The sequence below is a fragment of the Edwardsiella sp. EA181011 genome, assembly GCF_000800725.1.
Lineage (GTDB): Bacteria > Pseudomonadota > Gammaproteobacteria > Enterobacterales > Enterobacteriaceae > Edwardsiella > Edwardsiella anguillarum.
In genome coordinates this window covers 3919270-3934167 of record NZ_CP011364.1, presented here as the reverse complement: position 1 = coordinate 3934167, position 14898 = coordinate 3919270, and the positions used below count along the sequence as shown (strand labels likewise).

Here is a 14898-nt window from a genome sequence, read left to right as displayed (position 1 = left end):
GGGAGGGCGTGCCGTTACAGATCTATTGATGGCATGATATCTATCGATCTAACTGCTATCTTATTACTTAGTTAAGGCTCCCTTGCTGCCGTCGGACGGGGATTCGTCTGAGGGACTGCGGCGGCAACTCACTAGGAGTGCGCATAAGTGCGTCTGTCACATATAAATTTCAATCATCTCTATTACTTCTGGCAAGTGTGTAAAGAGGGGTCGGTGGTCGGGGCCGCTGAGGCGCTGTTTCTGACGCCGCAGACCATTACCGGGCAGATTAAGGCGCTGGAAGAGCGCTTAGGCGGCAAGCTGTTTAAGCGTCAGGGACGCGGCCTGGTGCCTTCTGAGCTGGGGCAGCTGGTGTTCCGCTATGCCGATCGCATGTTTATGCTCAGCCAAGAGATGCTGGATATTGTGAATTATCGCAAAGAGTCCAGCATGCTGTTTGACGTCGGCGTGGCCGATGCGCTCTCTAAACGGCTGGTGAGCCAGGTGCTGGAGACCGCGGTGGCCGATCATGAGCAGATCCACCTGCGCTGCTTTGAGTCGACTCACGAGCTGCTGCTGGAGCAACTGAGCCAGCACAAGCTGGATATGATCCTATCGGATTGCCCGGTGGACTCCAGTCAACAGGAGGGGCTGTTTTCCGTCAAGCTCGGCGAGTGTGGCGTCAGCTTCTTCTGCCGTCAGCCGCTGCCTGAGATGCCATTCCCGACCTGCCTGGAGCAGCGTAAGCTGTTAATTCCGGGGCGGCGCTCTATGCTGGGGCGCAAGCTGCTGAACTGGTTTAACAGCCAGGGGTTACAGGTGCAGATCCTCGGCGAGTTTGATGACGCCGCGCTGATGAAGGCATTTGGCCTGTATCACGATGCCATTTTTGTCGCGCCGTCGATTTATGCGCAGGATATGTACGCTAACGTGCAGGACAATATCCGTGAGGTGGGACGTATCGACAATGTGCAGGAAGAGTATTACGTGATCTTTGCCGAGCGGATGATTCAGCATCCGGCGGTACAGCGGGTATGCAACAAGGATTTTTCAGCGCTGTTCAGCCGCTAGGCATTCCGCCTCAGAAACAAAAAAACCGGCCGAGGCCGGTTTTTTATAAAGCTTACAACGTAAGGCAGATTACTGCATTGCGTTGATCTGAGCGGTCAGATTCGCTTTATGACGAGCAGCTTTATTCTTGTGGATCAGGCCTTTGTTTGCCTGACGGTCAACGATCGGCTGCATGTCGTTGTACGCTGCCTGAGCAGCTGCTTTGTCGCCAGTAGCGATAGCTGCGTATACTTTCTTGATGAAAGTACGCATCATGGAACGGCGGCTAGCATTGTGCTTGCGACGCTTTTCAGACTGAACGGCGCGTTTCTTAGCTGACTTGATATTAGCCAAGGTCCAACTCCCAAAATATTCTATAGAGGACAATTCAAAGGCCGAGGAATATGCCCTTTCAGCCTTCTTTTGTCAATGGATTTGTGCAAATAAGCGCCGCTTGTAGTGGCGACACCCGTGCGTTTCAATGGCGCCGAATTTTACCAGCTTTGTTGTGCGGAATACAGCGTTTCAGGTGATTTTTCCCATCATGGCTGTCGGACGACGACGGACGGGGGGCTAAATCACCGTCGCGGCCGCGCAGGCGGCGGTGATGCCGCGCCGGGCGGGAGAGAAATCCGCATTCATGTATTTAATCGTAGGCTTAACTCCGGTATGGTGAATCAATCCCGTTAAACACCCGACAATCGCCGGTTAACCTTAGTCGCTGTACAAGGTATAATCCGTCGATTTTCACTGTTTTGAGCCTGATATGGAGCTAATTCGCGGCATTCATAACCTACGCGCGCGGCATCGTGGCTGCGTGTTGACCATCGGCAACTTTGACGGCGTGCACCGGGGACATCGGGCGCTGCTGGCGCGTCTGCGTCAGGAGGGCGAGCGTCTTGGGTTGCCGGTGATGGTGATGATCTTCGAGCCCCAGCCGCTGGAGATGTTCGCGCCGCAGAATGCGCCAGCCCGCTTGACGCGCCTGCGGGATAAGTGCCGCTATCTGGCCGACGCCGGGGTGGATGCCGTGCTGTGCGTGAGTTTTGACCGCCAGTTCGCCAGCCATTCGGCTCAGGACTTTGTGAAACACCTGCTGGTCGAGCGCCTCGGGGTGAAGTTTTTGATGATTGGCGATGATTTTCGCTTTGGCGCCGGGCGTGAGGGAGATTACCACCTGCTGCAGGCCGCCGGCAAAGCCTATGGGTTTACCGTCACCAACAGCCTCAGCTTCTGCGTCGGCGATCGGCGGGTTAGCAGTACCGCGGTGCGCCACGCGCTGCGCCACGATGACCTGGCGTTAGCGGAAAGCCTGCTGGGCCATCCCTATCGGATTGCCGGGCGGGTGGTTCATGGCGATGCGCTGGGGCGTACCATCGGTTTCCCCACCGCCAATCTACCGCTAAAACGGTTGGTAGCGCCGGTAAAAGGCGTTTACGCCGTTGATGTTTATGGACTGGGTCCCATGCCTTTGCCGGGCGTGGCCAACATCGGTACCCGTCCGACCGTCGCTGGCATACGCCAGCAGCTGGAGGTCCATCTGCTTGATGTGACGATGGATCTCTATGGGCGCCATATTGATGTGGTGCTCCGCGCAAAACTGCGCAATGAACAGCGTTTTGATTCGCTTGATGCACTGAAGCGGCAAATCGCCCAAGATGTGGTGGCTGCCCGCGAATTTTTTGGGCTGACAACACCGGTCCAGAGCCTGATGGCTCAATCCCAATAGCCGAAAACGGAACCGAAATCGAAGATGAGTGACTACAAGAATACCCTGAATTTGCCGGAAACAGGGTTCCCGATGCGCGGCGATCTGGCCAAGCGCGAGCCTGGCATGCTGCAACACTGGTATGAGCAGGATCTGTACGGGATTATCCGTAATGCTAAGCAAGGCAAGAAAAGCTTCATTCTGCATGATGGCCCGCCGTATGCGAACGGCAGCATCCATATCGGTCACTCAGTCAACAAAATTCTGAAAGATATTATTATCAAGTCCAAGGGGCTCTCTGGCTACGATTCGCCCTATATCCCCGGCTGGGACTGCCACGGCCTGCCGATTGAGCTGAAGGTAGAGCAACTGATCGGCAAACCGGGCGAAAAGTACAGCGCGGCTGAATTCCGTGAGCAGTGCCGCGCCTATGCCGCCGAGCAGGTCGCCGGGCAGAAAGCCGACTTTATCCGTCTTGGCGTGCTGGGCGATTGGGAACATCCCTACCTGACTATGGACTATGGTACCGAGGCCAATATCATCCGTGCGCTGGCGCGCATTGTGGATAACGGCCACCTGATGAAAGGGGCCAAGCCGGTGCACTGGTGTCCGGACTGCGGCTCTTCGCTTGCCGAAGCGGAAGTGGAGTACTACGACAAGGTCTCGCCGTCCATCGACGTTCGTTTTGCCGCCGTCGATAAAGCGCAGGTGCTGGCAAAGTTCGGCGTCAGCGAGGCGAAGGGCGATGTGAACGTGGTGATCTGGACCACCACCCCTTGGACGCTGCCGGCCAACCGTGCCGTGGCGCTGCATCCGGAGCTGGAGTACCAGCTGGTGCAGGTGGAGGGCGAATGCCTGATCCTGGCCGCCGAGCTGGTCGAGAGCGTGATGAAGCGCGCCGGCATCGACCACTGGCAGGTGCTGGGTAGCTGCAAAGGGGAAGACCTGGAGCTGTTGCGCTTCCGCCATCCTTTCATGAGCTTTGATGTGCCGATCATCATGGGCGACCACGTTACCTTGGACGCCGGCACCGGTGCAGTGCACACCGCACCGGGCCACGGCCCGGACGACTACGTCGTCGGTCAGAAATACGGCCTAGAGATCGCTAACCCGGTTGGTAGCAACGGCTGTTATCTGCCGGGCACCCATCCGGCGCTGGACGGGCTGTTTGTCTTTAAGGCCAACGACGTCGTTATCGACCTGCTCAAGGACAGCGGTGCGCTGCTGCACGTAGAGAAGCTGACCCACAGCTACCCCTGCTGCTGGCGTCATAAGAGCCCGATTATTTTCCGTGCGACGCCGCAGTGGTTTATCAGCATGGATCGCCAGGGGCTGCGCAGCCAGTCGCTGGCTGAAATCGATCGCATCGAACGGCAGGGGCTGGATGAGCAGAATCTCAGCGGCTGGATCCCGGCCTGGGGCAAGGCGCGCATCGAGTCGATGGTGGCGAACCGTCCTGACTGGTGTATCTCTCGCCAGCGTACCTGGGGCGTGCCGATGGCCATGTTGGTTCATAAAGAAACCCAAGAGCTGCATCCGCGCACCACGGAGCTGATGGAAGCGGTTGCTCAGCGTGTCGAGCAGGCGGGCATTCAGGCCTGGTGGGATCTGGACATTCGCGATCTGCTGGGCGATGAAGCCGATCAGTATGAGAAAGTGCCGGATACGCTGGACGTGTGGTTTGACTCTGGCTCAACCAGCTATTCGGTGGTGGATGCCCGTCCGGAGTTCGGCGGCCACAGCCCGGATATGTACCTGGAAGGCTCCGATCAGCATCGCGGTTGGTTTATGTCCTCGCTGATGATCGCCGTCGCCATGAAGGGTAAGGCGCCGTATCGCCAGGTGCTGACCCACGGTTTCACCGTGGATGGGCAGGGGCGTAAGATGTCCAAGTCCGTCGGTAACGTCGTCAGCCCGCAGCAGGTGATGAACAAGCTGGGCGGCGACATTCTGCGCCTGTGGGTCGCCTCGACCGACTATACCGGTGAAATGGCGGTGTCGGATGAGATCCTCAAGCGTTCCGCCGATGCCTATCGCCGCATCCGCAATACGGCCCGCTTCCTGCTGGCTAACCTGAACGGTTTCGATCCGCGTAAGGATATGGTGAAGCCGGAGGATATGGTGGTACTGGATCGCTGGGCGGTCGGCTGTGCCAAGCAGGCGCAGGATGAGATCATCGCCGCCTACGAAAACTATGATTTCCACGAAGTGGTGCAGCGCCTGATGCAGTTCTGCTCGGTCGAGATGGGCTCTTTCTATCTGGATATCATCAAGGATCGCCAGTACACCGCCAAGGCTGACTCCGTGGCTCGCCGCAGCTGTCAGACCGCGCTGTACCATATTGCAGAGGCGCTGGTGCGCTGGATGGCGCCGATCCTCTCCTTTACGGCCGATGAGATCTGGGGCTATCTGCCGGGTGAGCGCGCACAGTTCGTGTTTACCGAAGAGTGGTACCAGGGGCTGTTTGGTCTGGATACCGCGGAGCCGATGAACGACGCCTTCTGGGCTGAGCTGCTGAAGGTGCGCGGCGAGGTGAACAAGGTCATCGAGCAAGCGCGTAACGACAAGAAAGTGGGGAGCTCGCTGGAGGCCGCCATCACGCTGTATGCGGATGAGGCGCTGGCGACGCAGCTGGATAGCCTGCAGGACGAGCTGCGCTTCGTGCTGATCACCTCGGCGGCGCGCGTACAGCCGTTGGCTCAGGCCTCCGCTGATGCGGTGGCCAGCGAACTGGCCGGGCTGAAGGTGGGCTTGAGCAAGGCCGCCGGCAGCAAGTGTCCGCGCTGCTGGCATTACTCGACCGCCATCGGTCAGGATTCCGCGCATCCTCAGCTGTGCCCACGCTGTGTCACGAACGTGGCCGGTCAGGGCGAAGAGCGTAAGTTTGCATGATGCGCAGACCTATTCTTTCAACCGGACTGCGCTGGCTGTGGATCGTCGTTGCCGTACTGATTGTTGATTTGGGTAGCAAGCAGCTGATCCTCCAGCATTTTATGCTGGGGGAGACTCTGCCGCTGTTCCCGTCGCTCAATCTGCACTATGCGCGGAACTATGGCGCCGCCTTTAGCTTCCTGGCCGACAGCGGCGGCTGGCAGCGCTGGTTCTTTGCCTGCATCGCTATTGCCATTTGCGTAGCCTTGCTGGTCATGATGTACCGCAGCGCGGCCTCGCAGCGTCTGAACAACATTGCCTATGCGCTGATCATCGGTGGGGCACTGGGTAATCTGTTCGATCGTCTGTGGCATGGCTTCGTCGTCGATATGATCGACTTTTACGTCGGAAACTGGCACTTCGCCACCTTTAACCTGGCGGATACCGCTATCTGTATCGGGGCCGCACTGGTGGTGCTCGAGGGCTTTTTGCCGCAGCGGGACAAGGAGAAAAAGTAATGCCTCAGGCTCAGGCGACAAGCGCGGTACTGGTGCATTTTACGCTGACGCTGGAGGATGGCTCCCTGGCGGAGTCGTCGCGCGAGCGCGGTCAGCCGGCGTTGTTCCGGCTCGGCGACGGCAGCCTCTCCCCGGCGCTGGAGGCTCAGCTGCTGGGCTGCAGAGGCGGCGATCGACGGGCGTTCACCTTAGCGCCCGCCGATGCGTTCGGCGAGCGCAGCGATGATCTGGTGCAGTTTTTTCCTCTGGGACAGTTTCGCGACAGCGGAACGCCGCAGGCCGGCGCGGTGATCCTGTTCACCGCCGCCGACGGTGCCCAGATGCCGGGGCTGGTTCGTGAGATCGTCGGTGAGTCGGTAACGGTCGATTTTAACCACCCGTTGGCGGGGATGCCGGTGACCTTTGACCTTGAGGTGCTGGCGATCGATCCGCCGCAGGGAGATGAACATGCGCATTCTGCTGGCTAACCCGCGCGGTTTCTGTGCCGGGGTCGATAGAGCGATCAGCATCGTCGAGCGTGCATTGGCTATCTATGGCGCGCCGATCTATGTCCGTCATGAGGTAGTGCATAATCGTTTCGTGGTGAACGATCTGCGTGAGCGCGGTGCGGTGTTTATCGAGGAGATAAGCGAAGTCCCCGACGGGGCGATCCTGATTTTCTCTGCGCACGGCGTCTCCCAGGCGGTACGCGCAGAGGCGAAGGCGCGCCACCTTACCATGCTGTTCGATGCCACCTGCCCACTGGTGACCAAGGTCCATATGGAGGTGGCTCGGGCCAGTCGCCGCGGTACGGAGGCTATCCTGATCGGTCATGCCGGTCACCCGGAGGTGGAAGGCACCATGGGGCAGTACAGCAATCCTCTGGGGGGCATGTATCTGGTTGAGTCACCGCAGGATGTCTGGCAGCTGCAGGTGAAAGACGAACGTAACCTCTGCTTTATGACCCAGACGACGCTGTCGGTCGATGACACCTCTGAGGTGATAGACGCCCTGCGGGCGCGTTTCCCGGCGATCGTCGGACCGCGTAAAGACGATATCTGTTACGCGACCACCAACCGTCAGGAGGCGGTGCGTAGTCTGGCGGCGCAGGCGGACGTGGTGCTGGTGGTCGGTTCGAAAAACTCCTCCAACTCTAACCGTCTCGCGGAGCTGGCGCGTCGGGCAGGAAGGCCGGCTTACCTTATCGATAGCGCTTCGGATATCCACGATGCCTGGCTGAGCGGCGTGGGCTGCGTGGGGGTGACGGCCGGGGCATCGGCGCCGGACGTGCTGGTGCGAGAGGTCATCGACCGCCTGCAGACGCTGGGCGGTTCGGCGGCGCAGGAGATGCAGGGGCGGGAAGAGAATATTGTGTTTGAGGTGCCGCGCGAGCTGCGTATCGAGGTACAGCAGGCCGATTGAGCCGCGGGGCCAAGGGAACAACAAACGGGGTGCCGGATGGGCGCCCCGTTTTTCGTTGTGCTATGGCATCGTGCGCGGGGACTCAGCGTATGTTGGTCGGCGCCGTCAGGCGGGCTTCGCCGATTTTATGCTGCAAGATGAAGTAGCCGGCGTAGGCGGGAGAGGCGTGGGCCGGAATATCTAACTTCGCGACATTCAGCGCATATACGGTGATTTGGTAGTTATGGGGCTTGGCGCCCGGAGGAGGACAGGCGCCACCAAAGCCGTTATAGCCAAAGTCATTGCGCAGCTGAATTGCACCTTTGGGCAGATCGCGGCTCTCTTTCTCTCCGACGTTTTGCGCCAGGCTATGCACCGAGGCGGGGATGTCGATCATCACCCAGTGCCACCATCCACTGCCCGTCGGGGCATCCGGATCATACATGGTGACGGCAAAGCTCTTGGTGCCTGCTGGCACATCGCTCCAGGTCAGCGCCGGTGATTTATTCTGTCCGGTACAGCCCCAGCCATTAAAAATCTGCACGTTTTGTAGCGACTTACCATTGTCAACCGTTGGGCTGCTGAGCGTCATAGCCTGGGCGCTGAGGCTAAGTCCCCCGGCAACCAGCAGGCATGCGAGTGCTTTCTTGGTAAACATAGAGCGATCTCCTAGGGAGGTGAGTGGGAACGCAGTGAATGCGTTTGATCATAGTCCCCAGCGGAGAAATTGCCAGTTATGTTAGAATATTTTTATTATTTTCAGTGCGTTATGTAATATTGGTGCCATGGGTGTAACCCGATATTACCGCAGCAATACCGAGTTACGCCGGGGGCACGCGCTCGGCAGCCTACTGATCTTCCTCGCGCTGGCAGAGATCGACGGCGCGTACGATGGCCTGATAGCCGGTGCAACGGCACAGGTTGCCGGAGAGGCCGCGGCGGATCTCCTGGTGCGTCAGCGGGCGACTGCGCGGTTTCGCCAGCAGGGCATGGGTCGCGACCACCAGTCCCGGGGTACAGAAACCACACTGCACTGCGCCGGCGTCGACATAGGCCTGCTGGATCGGCGAAAGGCTGTCGGCTCGGCCCAGCCCATCGGCCGTGACGATCTGCTTACCGTCGGCCCACAGCGCCAGGTACAGGCAGCTGTCGGTTGCCACGCCATCGATCAATACGCTGCAGGCGCCGCACTCACCGACACAGCAGCCCTGCTTCACGCTGGTTAGCCCGTGCTCGCGCAGCATTTCCAGCAGCGACATCGCCGGCGACACGCAAAACTGATAGGTTTTCCCATTGATCTGGCAGGTGATTTCAACCCATTCTTTGACATTCATAGTATCTCTCCTCCCGCCCGCTGCACGGCCAGGGTAATGGCTCGCTGCGCCAGGGTACGGATCAGGTGTAAACGGAATTCCTTTTCGGCACGCCAGGACGAGCGCGGCGAAACGTCACCGGCGACGGCGGCGGCGACGGCGGCCAGCGTCTGGCGGCTCAGCGGCTGGCCGTCGGCGCAGGCCTCGGCCTGCGGGCAGCGGATCGGCGTCGGTGCCGCGACGCCGTAGGCCAGGCGCAGCTCGCTGAAGTGCCCAGACTCAATGCGGCACAGGGCTGCGCAGCCGATGGTGGCGATATCCATCGCGCCGCGCATGGCGTACTTGATATAGGCGCTGCCGGCGCGGCGGTGATCGTCGGGGTGAAAACGGAAGGCCAGCAGGATCTCGCCGGGGCTCAGCGCCACCTTCCCCGGCCCGGTATGAAAGCCGTCGATCGGACGGATCGTCACGCCGTCGGGCGTCAGGATCTCCAGCTGAGCCTTGAGCGCGACGCTGGGGGCGGCGGAGTCTGCGCTGGTGGCGCCGTTGCAGATGTTACCGCCGTAGGTGGCGACGTTGCGGATCTGTGGGCCGGCGATAGTGGCGGCGGCTTCGGCCAGCATCGGCAGGTGTGCCTGGATCTGCGGGTGTTCGATGATCTGGGTAAAGGTGGTGCCGGAGCCAATGCGTAGGGTGCCATCCTCTAGCGTCGTAATGCCGCACAGCTCGGGTAGCCCGTGGATATCCACGATATGGGCGTACTGCGCGTTATGGTGGTGCAGCTGGATCAGCACGTCGGTGCCGCCGGCTAACAGACGGCTGTCCGGGTGGGCCAGCATCAGTTCGCTGGCGTGGCGCGCGCTGGTGGCGCGCAGATAGCGTTTAATATCATACATGTCGCATTACTCCCTGATCAGTCCGGCCTGCACAAATTCGCGATACAGCGTTTTGGGGGTGATCGGCAGCGCATTGATCGCGACCCCCGTTGCCATGCGAATGGCGTTGCGGATCGCCGGTCCAGGCGAAATGATCGGCGGCTCCCCCAGCGCCTTGTGGCCATAGGCCGACTGCGGCTCCACCGTTTCGACGAAGGCGCACTCCAGATCCGGCAGATCGACACAGGTGGGGAATTTGTAGTCGAGCAGATTCGGGTTGCGTACCACGCCGCTCTTCTCATCGATGATCATCTCTTCGAACAGCGCCCAGCCGATCCCCATCCCCATACCGCCGTGAACCTGTCCCTCCGCCAGCTGCGGGTTGAGGATCCGCCCGGAGTCATGCAGATTCAGGATGCGGTTAATGGTGACCTGGCACAGCGCGATGTCGATGCTGAGATCGACAAAGGTGCAGCCGAAGGCCGGGGGATTGGTGGTTGTTTTATGGGAGACCTCGGCCAGGATCTGTGCGCCGATCTCCTGGTGGTAGTAGGCCTGCATGGCGACGTCGGCGACGCTCATTAGCACCTGATCCGGCTGCATCGCCATCACTACGTTACCGTCGCACAGGGTCAATCCCCACTCCGGCTGGTGACTTATCAGCGCCGCGTGCGCCAGGATTTTCTGACGCATGATCTCCGCCGCGCGGCGGATCGCCGGGGCGGCGACATAGCTTTGCCGTGAGGCAAAGGCGCCGGGATCGAAGGCGGTGATATCGGTATCCTGAGTTGAGATCACCCGGATCTGTTTAAAGGGGATCCCCAGCGTTTCCGATGCCATCTGGGCGAAGACGGTATCGGATCCCTGGCCAATTTCGGTAGCGCCAATCTGCAGGTTTACCGTCCCGTCCTGATTGAGCAGCAGACGGGCGCCGGCGATCTCCACCCCGACCGGATAGGTATTGGAACCATAGCTGAAACAGGCGACACCGACGCCGCGCCGTACCGGCGCATCGGCCGACTGGGCCATACATTCGGCGCGGCGCCGATCCCACTCAAACAGACGGCGGCCTTTTTCCAGGCACTCTGTGAGCCCGGCGCTGTAGATGCTCTTTCCGTTAACCGGGTTACGGTCGCCCTGACGCGCAACGTTGCGCAGACGAACCTCGAGGGGATCGAGATCGAGGCGGGCCGCGGCGTCGTCCATCAGGCACTCCAGGGCGAAGTCGACCTGTGGCGCGCCGTAGCCGCGCATCGCACCGGCGGCGGGCAGGTTGGTATATACCGTATCAGCGCAGTAGCCAAAGGCGCTGCGGGGATAGAGATAGCTGATTTTATTGGCACCGGCGGCGGCAATTGAGTGGCCGTGAGAGGCATAGGCGCCGGTATTGGACAGCACCGTCAGACGGTACCCCTCCAGCAGACCATCCCGGCGCATACCCAGCCGGGCATCGATGCTGAAGGCGTGGCGGGTGCGGGTGGCGACGAAGCACTCCTCCCGGCTCAGGCTGACCTTGACCGGTTTACCGCCGAGGCGCTGGGTTAAAAAGGCGGCCATGGGCTCTTCCAGCACATCCTGCTTATTGCCGAATCCGCCGCCGACGTAGGGCTTGATCACCCGGACGTGCGACCAGGGGAGACCGAGGGCCTGGGCGACGGTGCGCCGGACAATCTGGGGAATTTGGGTGCTGGAGACAATGACGATGTGATCGGGCTGCTCCATATAGGCATAGCAGGTCACGCCCTCCATGTGGCAGTGCTGCACCACCGGCGTCTCGTAGTGACCCTCCAGCTGCAGATCGGCGGCGGCGATGCGGGCTTCTGGCTCTCCGGCGTCGATCTCGCTGTGGCGCAGCAAATTGCCGCCGGGGTGAATGGCCGGTGCTCCGTCGGCCAGGGCCGCCTGTGGCCGGGTGATCACCGGCAACGCATCATAGCTGACCTGTACCCGCGCCGCGGCGCGCTCGGCGCTGAGCAGATCGCGGGCGACGACGATGGCGACGCCGTCGCCAAAGTGGCGCACGTGGCCGGTCAGCAGATGGCGATCGGCGATATCCCGTTTGCCCGGCTCCAGCGACCAGGCGTGGCCGGCGGTAGGGAAGGGGGCTGAGGGGACATCGTGAAAGGTGAAGACGGCTTCTACGCCGGGCATGGACTCCGCTTCCCGGGTATCGATGGCGGTGACGTTACCGTGGGCGATACGGCTGCGCACGTAGCAGGCATGGAGCATGCCGGGCATCATCATATCATCGGTATAACGCGCCTGTCCGGTGACCTTGGCTTCGGCATCAACCCGCCGCAGCGGCGATCCTAAAGACATAGTATTCTCCTGTGGGGAAATAAGCCTGGGGGATAGTTCAAGGCAGCAAGATATGCGCCACACTCATTGAGCAGAGGAGATATATCCTCATAAGTGTGAGTCGGATCGAGATATCCCAAGGAAATTATGACGCTATAAGACAGGAAAAAACTGGCTGTATATCACTTTGAGAGCATGACGGGTATTTTTGATAGTTTTTCTCTCAAAGTGATAGGGGGTTCCTTGGGAAAGAACGCTGTGATAATTGCATATTCATGCAGGCTGAGGTGCGATGGCCGGCCATCGCCGATGAATTTTTGCATCATCACCGATTTTTTCTGGCTCAGGGCCGAGACAGCCGTTAACCTGAAAAGCCACCAAATAGAGGGGTCGTGCGGCACGCGGCGAGCTACGCGACGCCGACGGACAGCGAAGAGAGCATCATATGGGAGACGGAAGATGGCAGAACAGATTCGGGTAGCGATCGCCGGTGCCGGCGGTCGGATGGGGCGTCAGCTGATTGCGGCGGCCGCGGCGATACCCGGCGTGACGCTGGGGGCGGCGCTGGAGCGGGAGGGCTCCGGCCTGCTGGGGTGCGACGCCGGCGAACTGGCGGGCTGTGGTATGACCGGTGTGACGGTCGAGTCATCGCTGGAGCGGGTCGCGGGGCAGTTTGATGTTCTGATCGACTTTACCCGTCCCGAAGGAACGATGGCGCATTTGGCCTTTTGTCAGGCGCACGGTAAAGCGATGGTGATCGGGACTACCGGTTTCAGCGAGCAGGAAAAGGCGGTCATTGAGGCGGCTTCACAGCATGTCGCCATCGTGTTGGCCGCCAACTTCAGCGTGGGGGTGAACGTGATGCTGCGCCTGCTGGAAAAGGCGGCGCAGGTGATGGGGAGCTACTGCGATATTGAAATCCTTGAGGCGCATCATCGCCATAAAGTCGATGCGCCCTCGGGAACGGCGCTGGCGATGGGTGAGGCGATCGCTGGTGCGTTGGGCCGTAGCCTGGAAAGCTGTGCGGTCTATACTCGCCAGGGGCACACCGGGGAGCGGGTTCCTGGCAGCATCGGTTTCGCGACGCTGCGCGCCGGCGATATCGTGGGCGAGCATACCGCCATGTTCGCCGATGTCGGCGAGCGTCTGGAGATTACCCATAAGGCGTCTAGCCGTATGACATTTGCCAGCGGTGCCATGCGAGCGGCGCTGTGGCTCGGCGCACAGCAGCCAGGAATGTACGATATGTGTGATGTTTTGGCTCTGGATACCTTATAAAAGGCCTATTCTTCGACAGATATCATGGTTGCTATGTTGTTTAATGTGATGAAAATAATGATTTTTTCATCACATTTTTTATTTATGGTGAGAATTTACATCTAAATTTATCAGTATGGCGATTTTTGCTATTTACCTTTTATTTCACCCCGCTGCGCCGCCCGCATCTTGATTTTTTCAGTGAAAAAACGCATTATAGCGCCGTTGCCTTTGATATCTGTGTCCGGCAACCGTTTTCTCCTTCCCTAAAATTGGTGTTTTTAATCATTTGGCATTAAAAACACATTCAGATTTGTAAAAAACACAAAAAACTCTCCTTTCATCTGGACAATGGGCGGATGCGTCATTAGAATGCGCGCAATTTGTCAGAAATTCGCCGCAGTGGCAGTTTTTGCGATTGATTCACGATGCAATATCTGAATTAATATGCATATATTGTGACTGAGTATTCCTTTGGAGGGTGTTTTGATTAAGTCAGCGCTTTTAGTTCTGGAAGACGGAACCCAGTTTCACGGCAGGTCGATCGGAGCAGACGGATCGGCCGTGGGGGAAGTGGTCTTCAATACCTCGATGACCGGCTACCAAGAAATTCTCACCGACCCCTCCTATTCCCGTCAGATCGTCACGCTTACCTATCCCCATATTGGCAATGTCGGCACCAACGCCGCCGATGAAGAATCCTCCGCCGTGCATGCTCAGGGGCTGATCGTGCGCGATCTGCCGCCGATCGCCAGCAACTTCCGCAGTCAAGAGACGCTGCCGGACTATCTGCGTCGTCACCGCGTGGTCGCCATCGCCGATATTGATACCCGTAAGCTGACCCGCCTGCTGCGTGAGAAGGGGGCGATGAACGGTTGCATCATCACCGCGGAGAGCGGGAGTGAGCCGGATGCGGCGCTGGCGCTGGAGAAGGCGCGCGCGTTCCCCGGCCTGAAAGGGATGGATCTGGCCAAAGAAGTGACGACCCAGGAGCCCTATGAGTGGCGCCAGGGTAGCTGGACGCTGAAGGATGGGCTGCCGGCGCCCTGTGAGGATGCGGCGTTGCCCTACCACGTGGTGGCCTATGACTTCGGGGTGAAGCGCAATATCCTGCGGATGCTGGTGGATCGCGGTTGCCGCCTGACGGTGGTGCCGGCTCAGACGCCCGCGCAGGATGTGCTGGCGCTGAATCCGGACGGTATTTTCCTGTCCAACGGCCCCGGTGATCCGGCCCCCTGTGACTATGCCATCGAGGCTATCGCGACCTTCCTGCACGGCGAGATCCCGCTGTTTGGTATCTGCCTAGGGCACCAGCTGCTGGCGCTGGCCAGCGGCGCACAGACGGTAAAAATGAAGTTTGGCCACCACGGCGGCAACCATCCGGTGAAGGATTTGGATCATGACCGTGTGATGATCACCGCGCAAAACCACGGTTTTGCCGTTGATGAAGCGACCTTGCCGCCGACGCTGCGGGCGACCCATAAGTCGCTGTTCGACGGCTCGCTGCAGGGCATTCACCGCACCGATCGCCCGGCGTTCAGTTTCCAGGGACACCCGGAGGCCAGCCCAGGGCCGCACGATGCCGCCCCGCTGTTCGACCATTTTATGATGCTGATTGAAAACTACCGCCGTACCGCCAAGTAATCAGG

Annotated in this window: 13 protein-coding genes; 8 read left to right on the top strand and 5 right to left on the bottom strand. The window is 59.7% G+C overall.

Translation table 11 applies throughout. The features are described 5' to 3' along the window. Nucleotides 1-147 precede the first annotated feature (147 nt). Nucleotides 148-1050 carry a transcriptional activator NhaR gene (nhaR, locus tag QY76_RS17370; RefSeq protein ID WP_012847450.1) on the top strand — a complete coding sequence of 301 codons (903 nt, stop codon included), beginning with the start codon at nt 148-150 and terminating at the stop codon, nt 1048-1050. A 69-nt stretch (nt 1051-1119) separates the two neighbouring features. Here the strand turns inward: nhaR and rpsT are convergent, their stop codons facing one another. Continuing rightward, nucleotides 1120-1383, bottom strand: a complete 264-nt coding sequence (gene rpsT / locus QY76_RS17365) for a 30S ribosomal protein S20 (RefSeq protein WP_015460922.1) — start codon at nt 1381-1383, stop codon at nt 1120-1122. 412 nt (nt 1384-1795) lie between these two features. On the opposite strand from rpsT, the gene ribF reads away from it, so the two are divergent. Genes ribF through ispH form a run of 5 tightly spaced genes read left to right on the top strand, consistent with a single transcriptional unit; the run spans nt 1796 to nt 7527 of the window. After that, entirely contained in the window at nt 1796-2758 is a 963-nt protein-coding gene (gene ribF / locus QY76_RS17360; RefSeq protein WP_034163075.1) for a bifunctional riboflavin kinase/FAD synthetase, read from the top strand. 24 nt (nt 2759-2782) lie between these two features. After that, entirely contained in the window at nt 2783-5629 is a 2847-nt protein-coding gene (gene ileS, locus QY76_RS17355; RefSeq protein WP_045425180.1) for an isoleucine--tRNA ligase, read from the top strand. Next, nucleotides 5629-6126 carry a signal peptidase II gene (gene lspA, locus QY76_RS17350; protein WP_034163270.1) on the top strand — a complete coding sequence of 166 codons (498 nt, stop codon included), beginning with the start codon at nt 5629-5631 and terminating at the stop codon, nt 6124-6126. Before ileS ends, lspA begins: the two co-directional genes overlap by 1 nt. After that, the gene (fkpB, locus tag QY76_RS17345; protein ID WP_034163078.1) at nt 6126-6593 is read left to right on the top strand and encodes an FKBP-type peptidyl-prolyl cis-trans isomerase; all 468 of its coding nucleotides are present in this window, start codon (nt 6126-6128) and stop codon (nt 6591-6593) included. Before lspA ends, fkpB begins: the two co-directional genes overlap by 1 nt. Beyond that, nucleotides 6574-7527: a 4-hydroxy-3-methylbut-2-enyl diphosphate reductase gene (ispH, locus tag QY76_RS17340; protein WP_034163080.1), complete on the top strand. Its 954-nt coding sequence runs from the start codon at nt 6574-6576 to the stop codon at nt 7525-7527. The genes fkpB and ispH overlap by 20 nt, the downstream gene beginning before the upstream one ends. Before the next feature lie 82 nt (nt 7528-7609). Here ispH and QY76_RS17335 read toward each other — a convergent pair whose 3' ends face one another. From QY76_RS17335 to xdhA, 4 genes are all read right to left on the bottom strand, one after another. Beyond that, nucleotides 7610-8164 (bottom strand): YbhB/YbcL family Raf kinase inhibitor-like protein, encoded by a 555-nt coding sequence (locus QY76_RS17335; protein WP_045425178.1) that lies wholly within the window; start codon nt 8162-8164, stop codon nt 7610-7612. Between the two features lie 190 nt (nt 8165-8354). Beyond that, entirely contained in the window at nt 8355-8840 is a 486-nt protein-coding gene (xdhC, locus tag QY76_RS17330) for a xanthine dehydrogenase iron sulfur-binding subunit XdhC (RefSeq protein WP_045425176.1), read from the bottom strand. Continuing rightward, on the bottom strand, nt 8837-9715 hold the full coding sequence (gene xdhB, locus QY76_RS17325) for a xanthine dehydrogenase FAD-binding subunit XdhB (protein ID WP_034163085.1): 879 nt from the start codon (nt 9713-9715) through the stop codon (nt 8837-8839). The genes xdhC and xdhB overlap by 4 nt, the downstream gene beginning before the upstream one ends. A gap of 6 nt (nt 9716-9721) precedes the next feature. Then, complete coding sequence (xdhA, locus tag QY76_RS17320) at nt 9722-12013, bottom strand: xanthine dehydrogenase molybdenum-binding subunit XdhA (RefSeq protein ID WP_049648910.1); 2292 nt, start codon at nt 12011-12013, stop codon at nt 9722-9724. 438 nt (nt 12014-12451) lie between these two features. Between xdhA and dapB the strand changes: the two genes are divergently transcribed. Then, a complete protein-coding gene (gene dapB / locus QY76_RS17315; RefSeq protein WP_034163088.1) occupies nt 12452-13270 on the top strand; it encodes a 4-hydroxy-tetrahydrodipicolinate reductase in 819 nt (272 codons plus the stop codon). 465 nt (nt 13271-13735) lie between these two features. After that, nucleotides 13736-14893 (top strand): glutamine-hydrolyzing carbamoyl-phosphate synthase small subunit, encoded by a 1158-nt coding sequence (carA, locus tag QY76_RS17310; protein WP_034163089.1) that lies wholly within the window; start codon nt 13736-13738, stop codon nt 14891-14893. Nucleotides 14894-14898 lie beyond the last annotated feature (5 nt).

Excerpts from the sequence above, each read along its gene's own strand:
- xdhA (WP_049648910.1), bottom strand. The coding sequence starts at position 12,013 with ATGTCTTTAGGATCGCCGCTGCGGCGGGTTGATGCCGAAGCCAAGGTC.
- ribF (WP_034163075.1), top strand. The coding sequence starts at position 1,796 with ATGGAGCTAATTCGCGGCATTCATAACCTACGCGCGCGGCATCGTGGC.
- ileS (WP_045425180.1), top strand. The coding sequence starts at position 2,783 with ATGAGTGACTACAAGAATACCCTGAATTTGCCGGAAACAGGGTTCCCG.
- xdhB (WP_034163085.1), bottom strand. The coding sequence starts at position 9,715 with ATGTATGATATTAAACGCTATCTGCGCGCCACCAGCGCGCGCCACGCC.
- dapB (WP_034163088.1), top strand. The coding sequence starts at position 12,452 with ATGGCAGAACAGATTCGGGTAGCGATCGCCGGTGCCGGCGGTCGGATG.
- QY76_RS17335 (WP_045425178.1), bottom strand. The coding sequence starts at position 8,164 with ATGTTTACCAAGAAAGCACTCGCATGCCTGCTGGTTGCCGGGGGACTT.
- fkpB (WP_034163078.1), top strand. The coding sequence starts at position 6,126 with ATGCCTCAGGCTCAGGCGACAAGCGCGGTACTGGTGCATTTTACGCTG.
- lspA (WP_034163270.1), top strand. The coding sequence starts at position 5,629 with ATGCGCAGACCTATTCTTTCAACCGGACTGCGCTGGCTGTGGATCGTC.
- xdhC (WP_045425176.1), bottom strand. The coding sequence starts at position 8,840 with ATGAATGTCAAAGAATGGGTTGAAATCACCTGCCAGATCAATGGGAAA.
- ispH (WP_034163080.1), top strand. The coding sequence starts at position 6,574 with ATGCGCATTCTGCTGGCTAACCCGCGCGGTTTCTGTGCCGGGGTCGAT.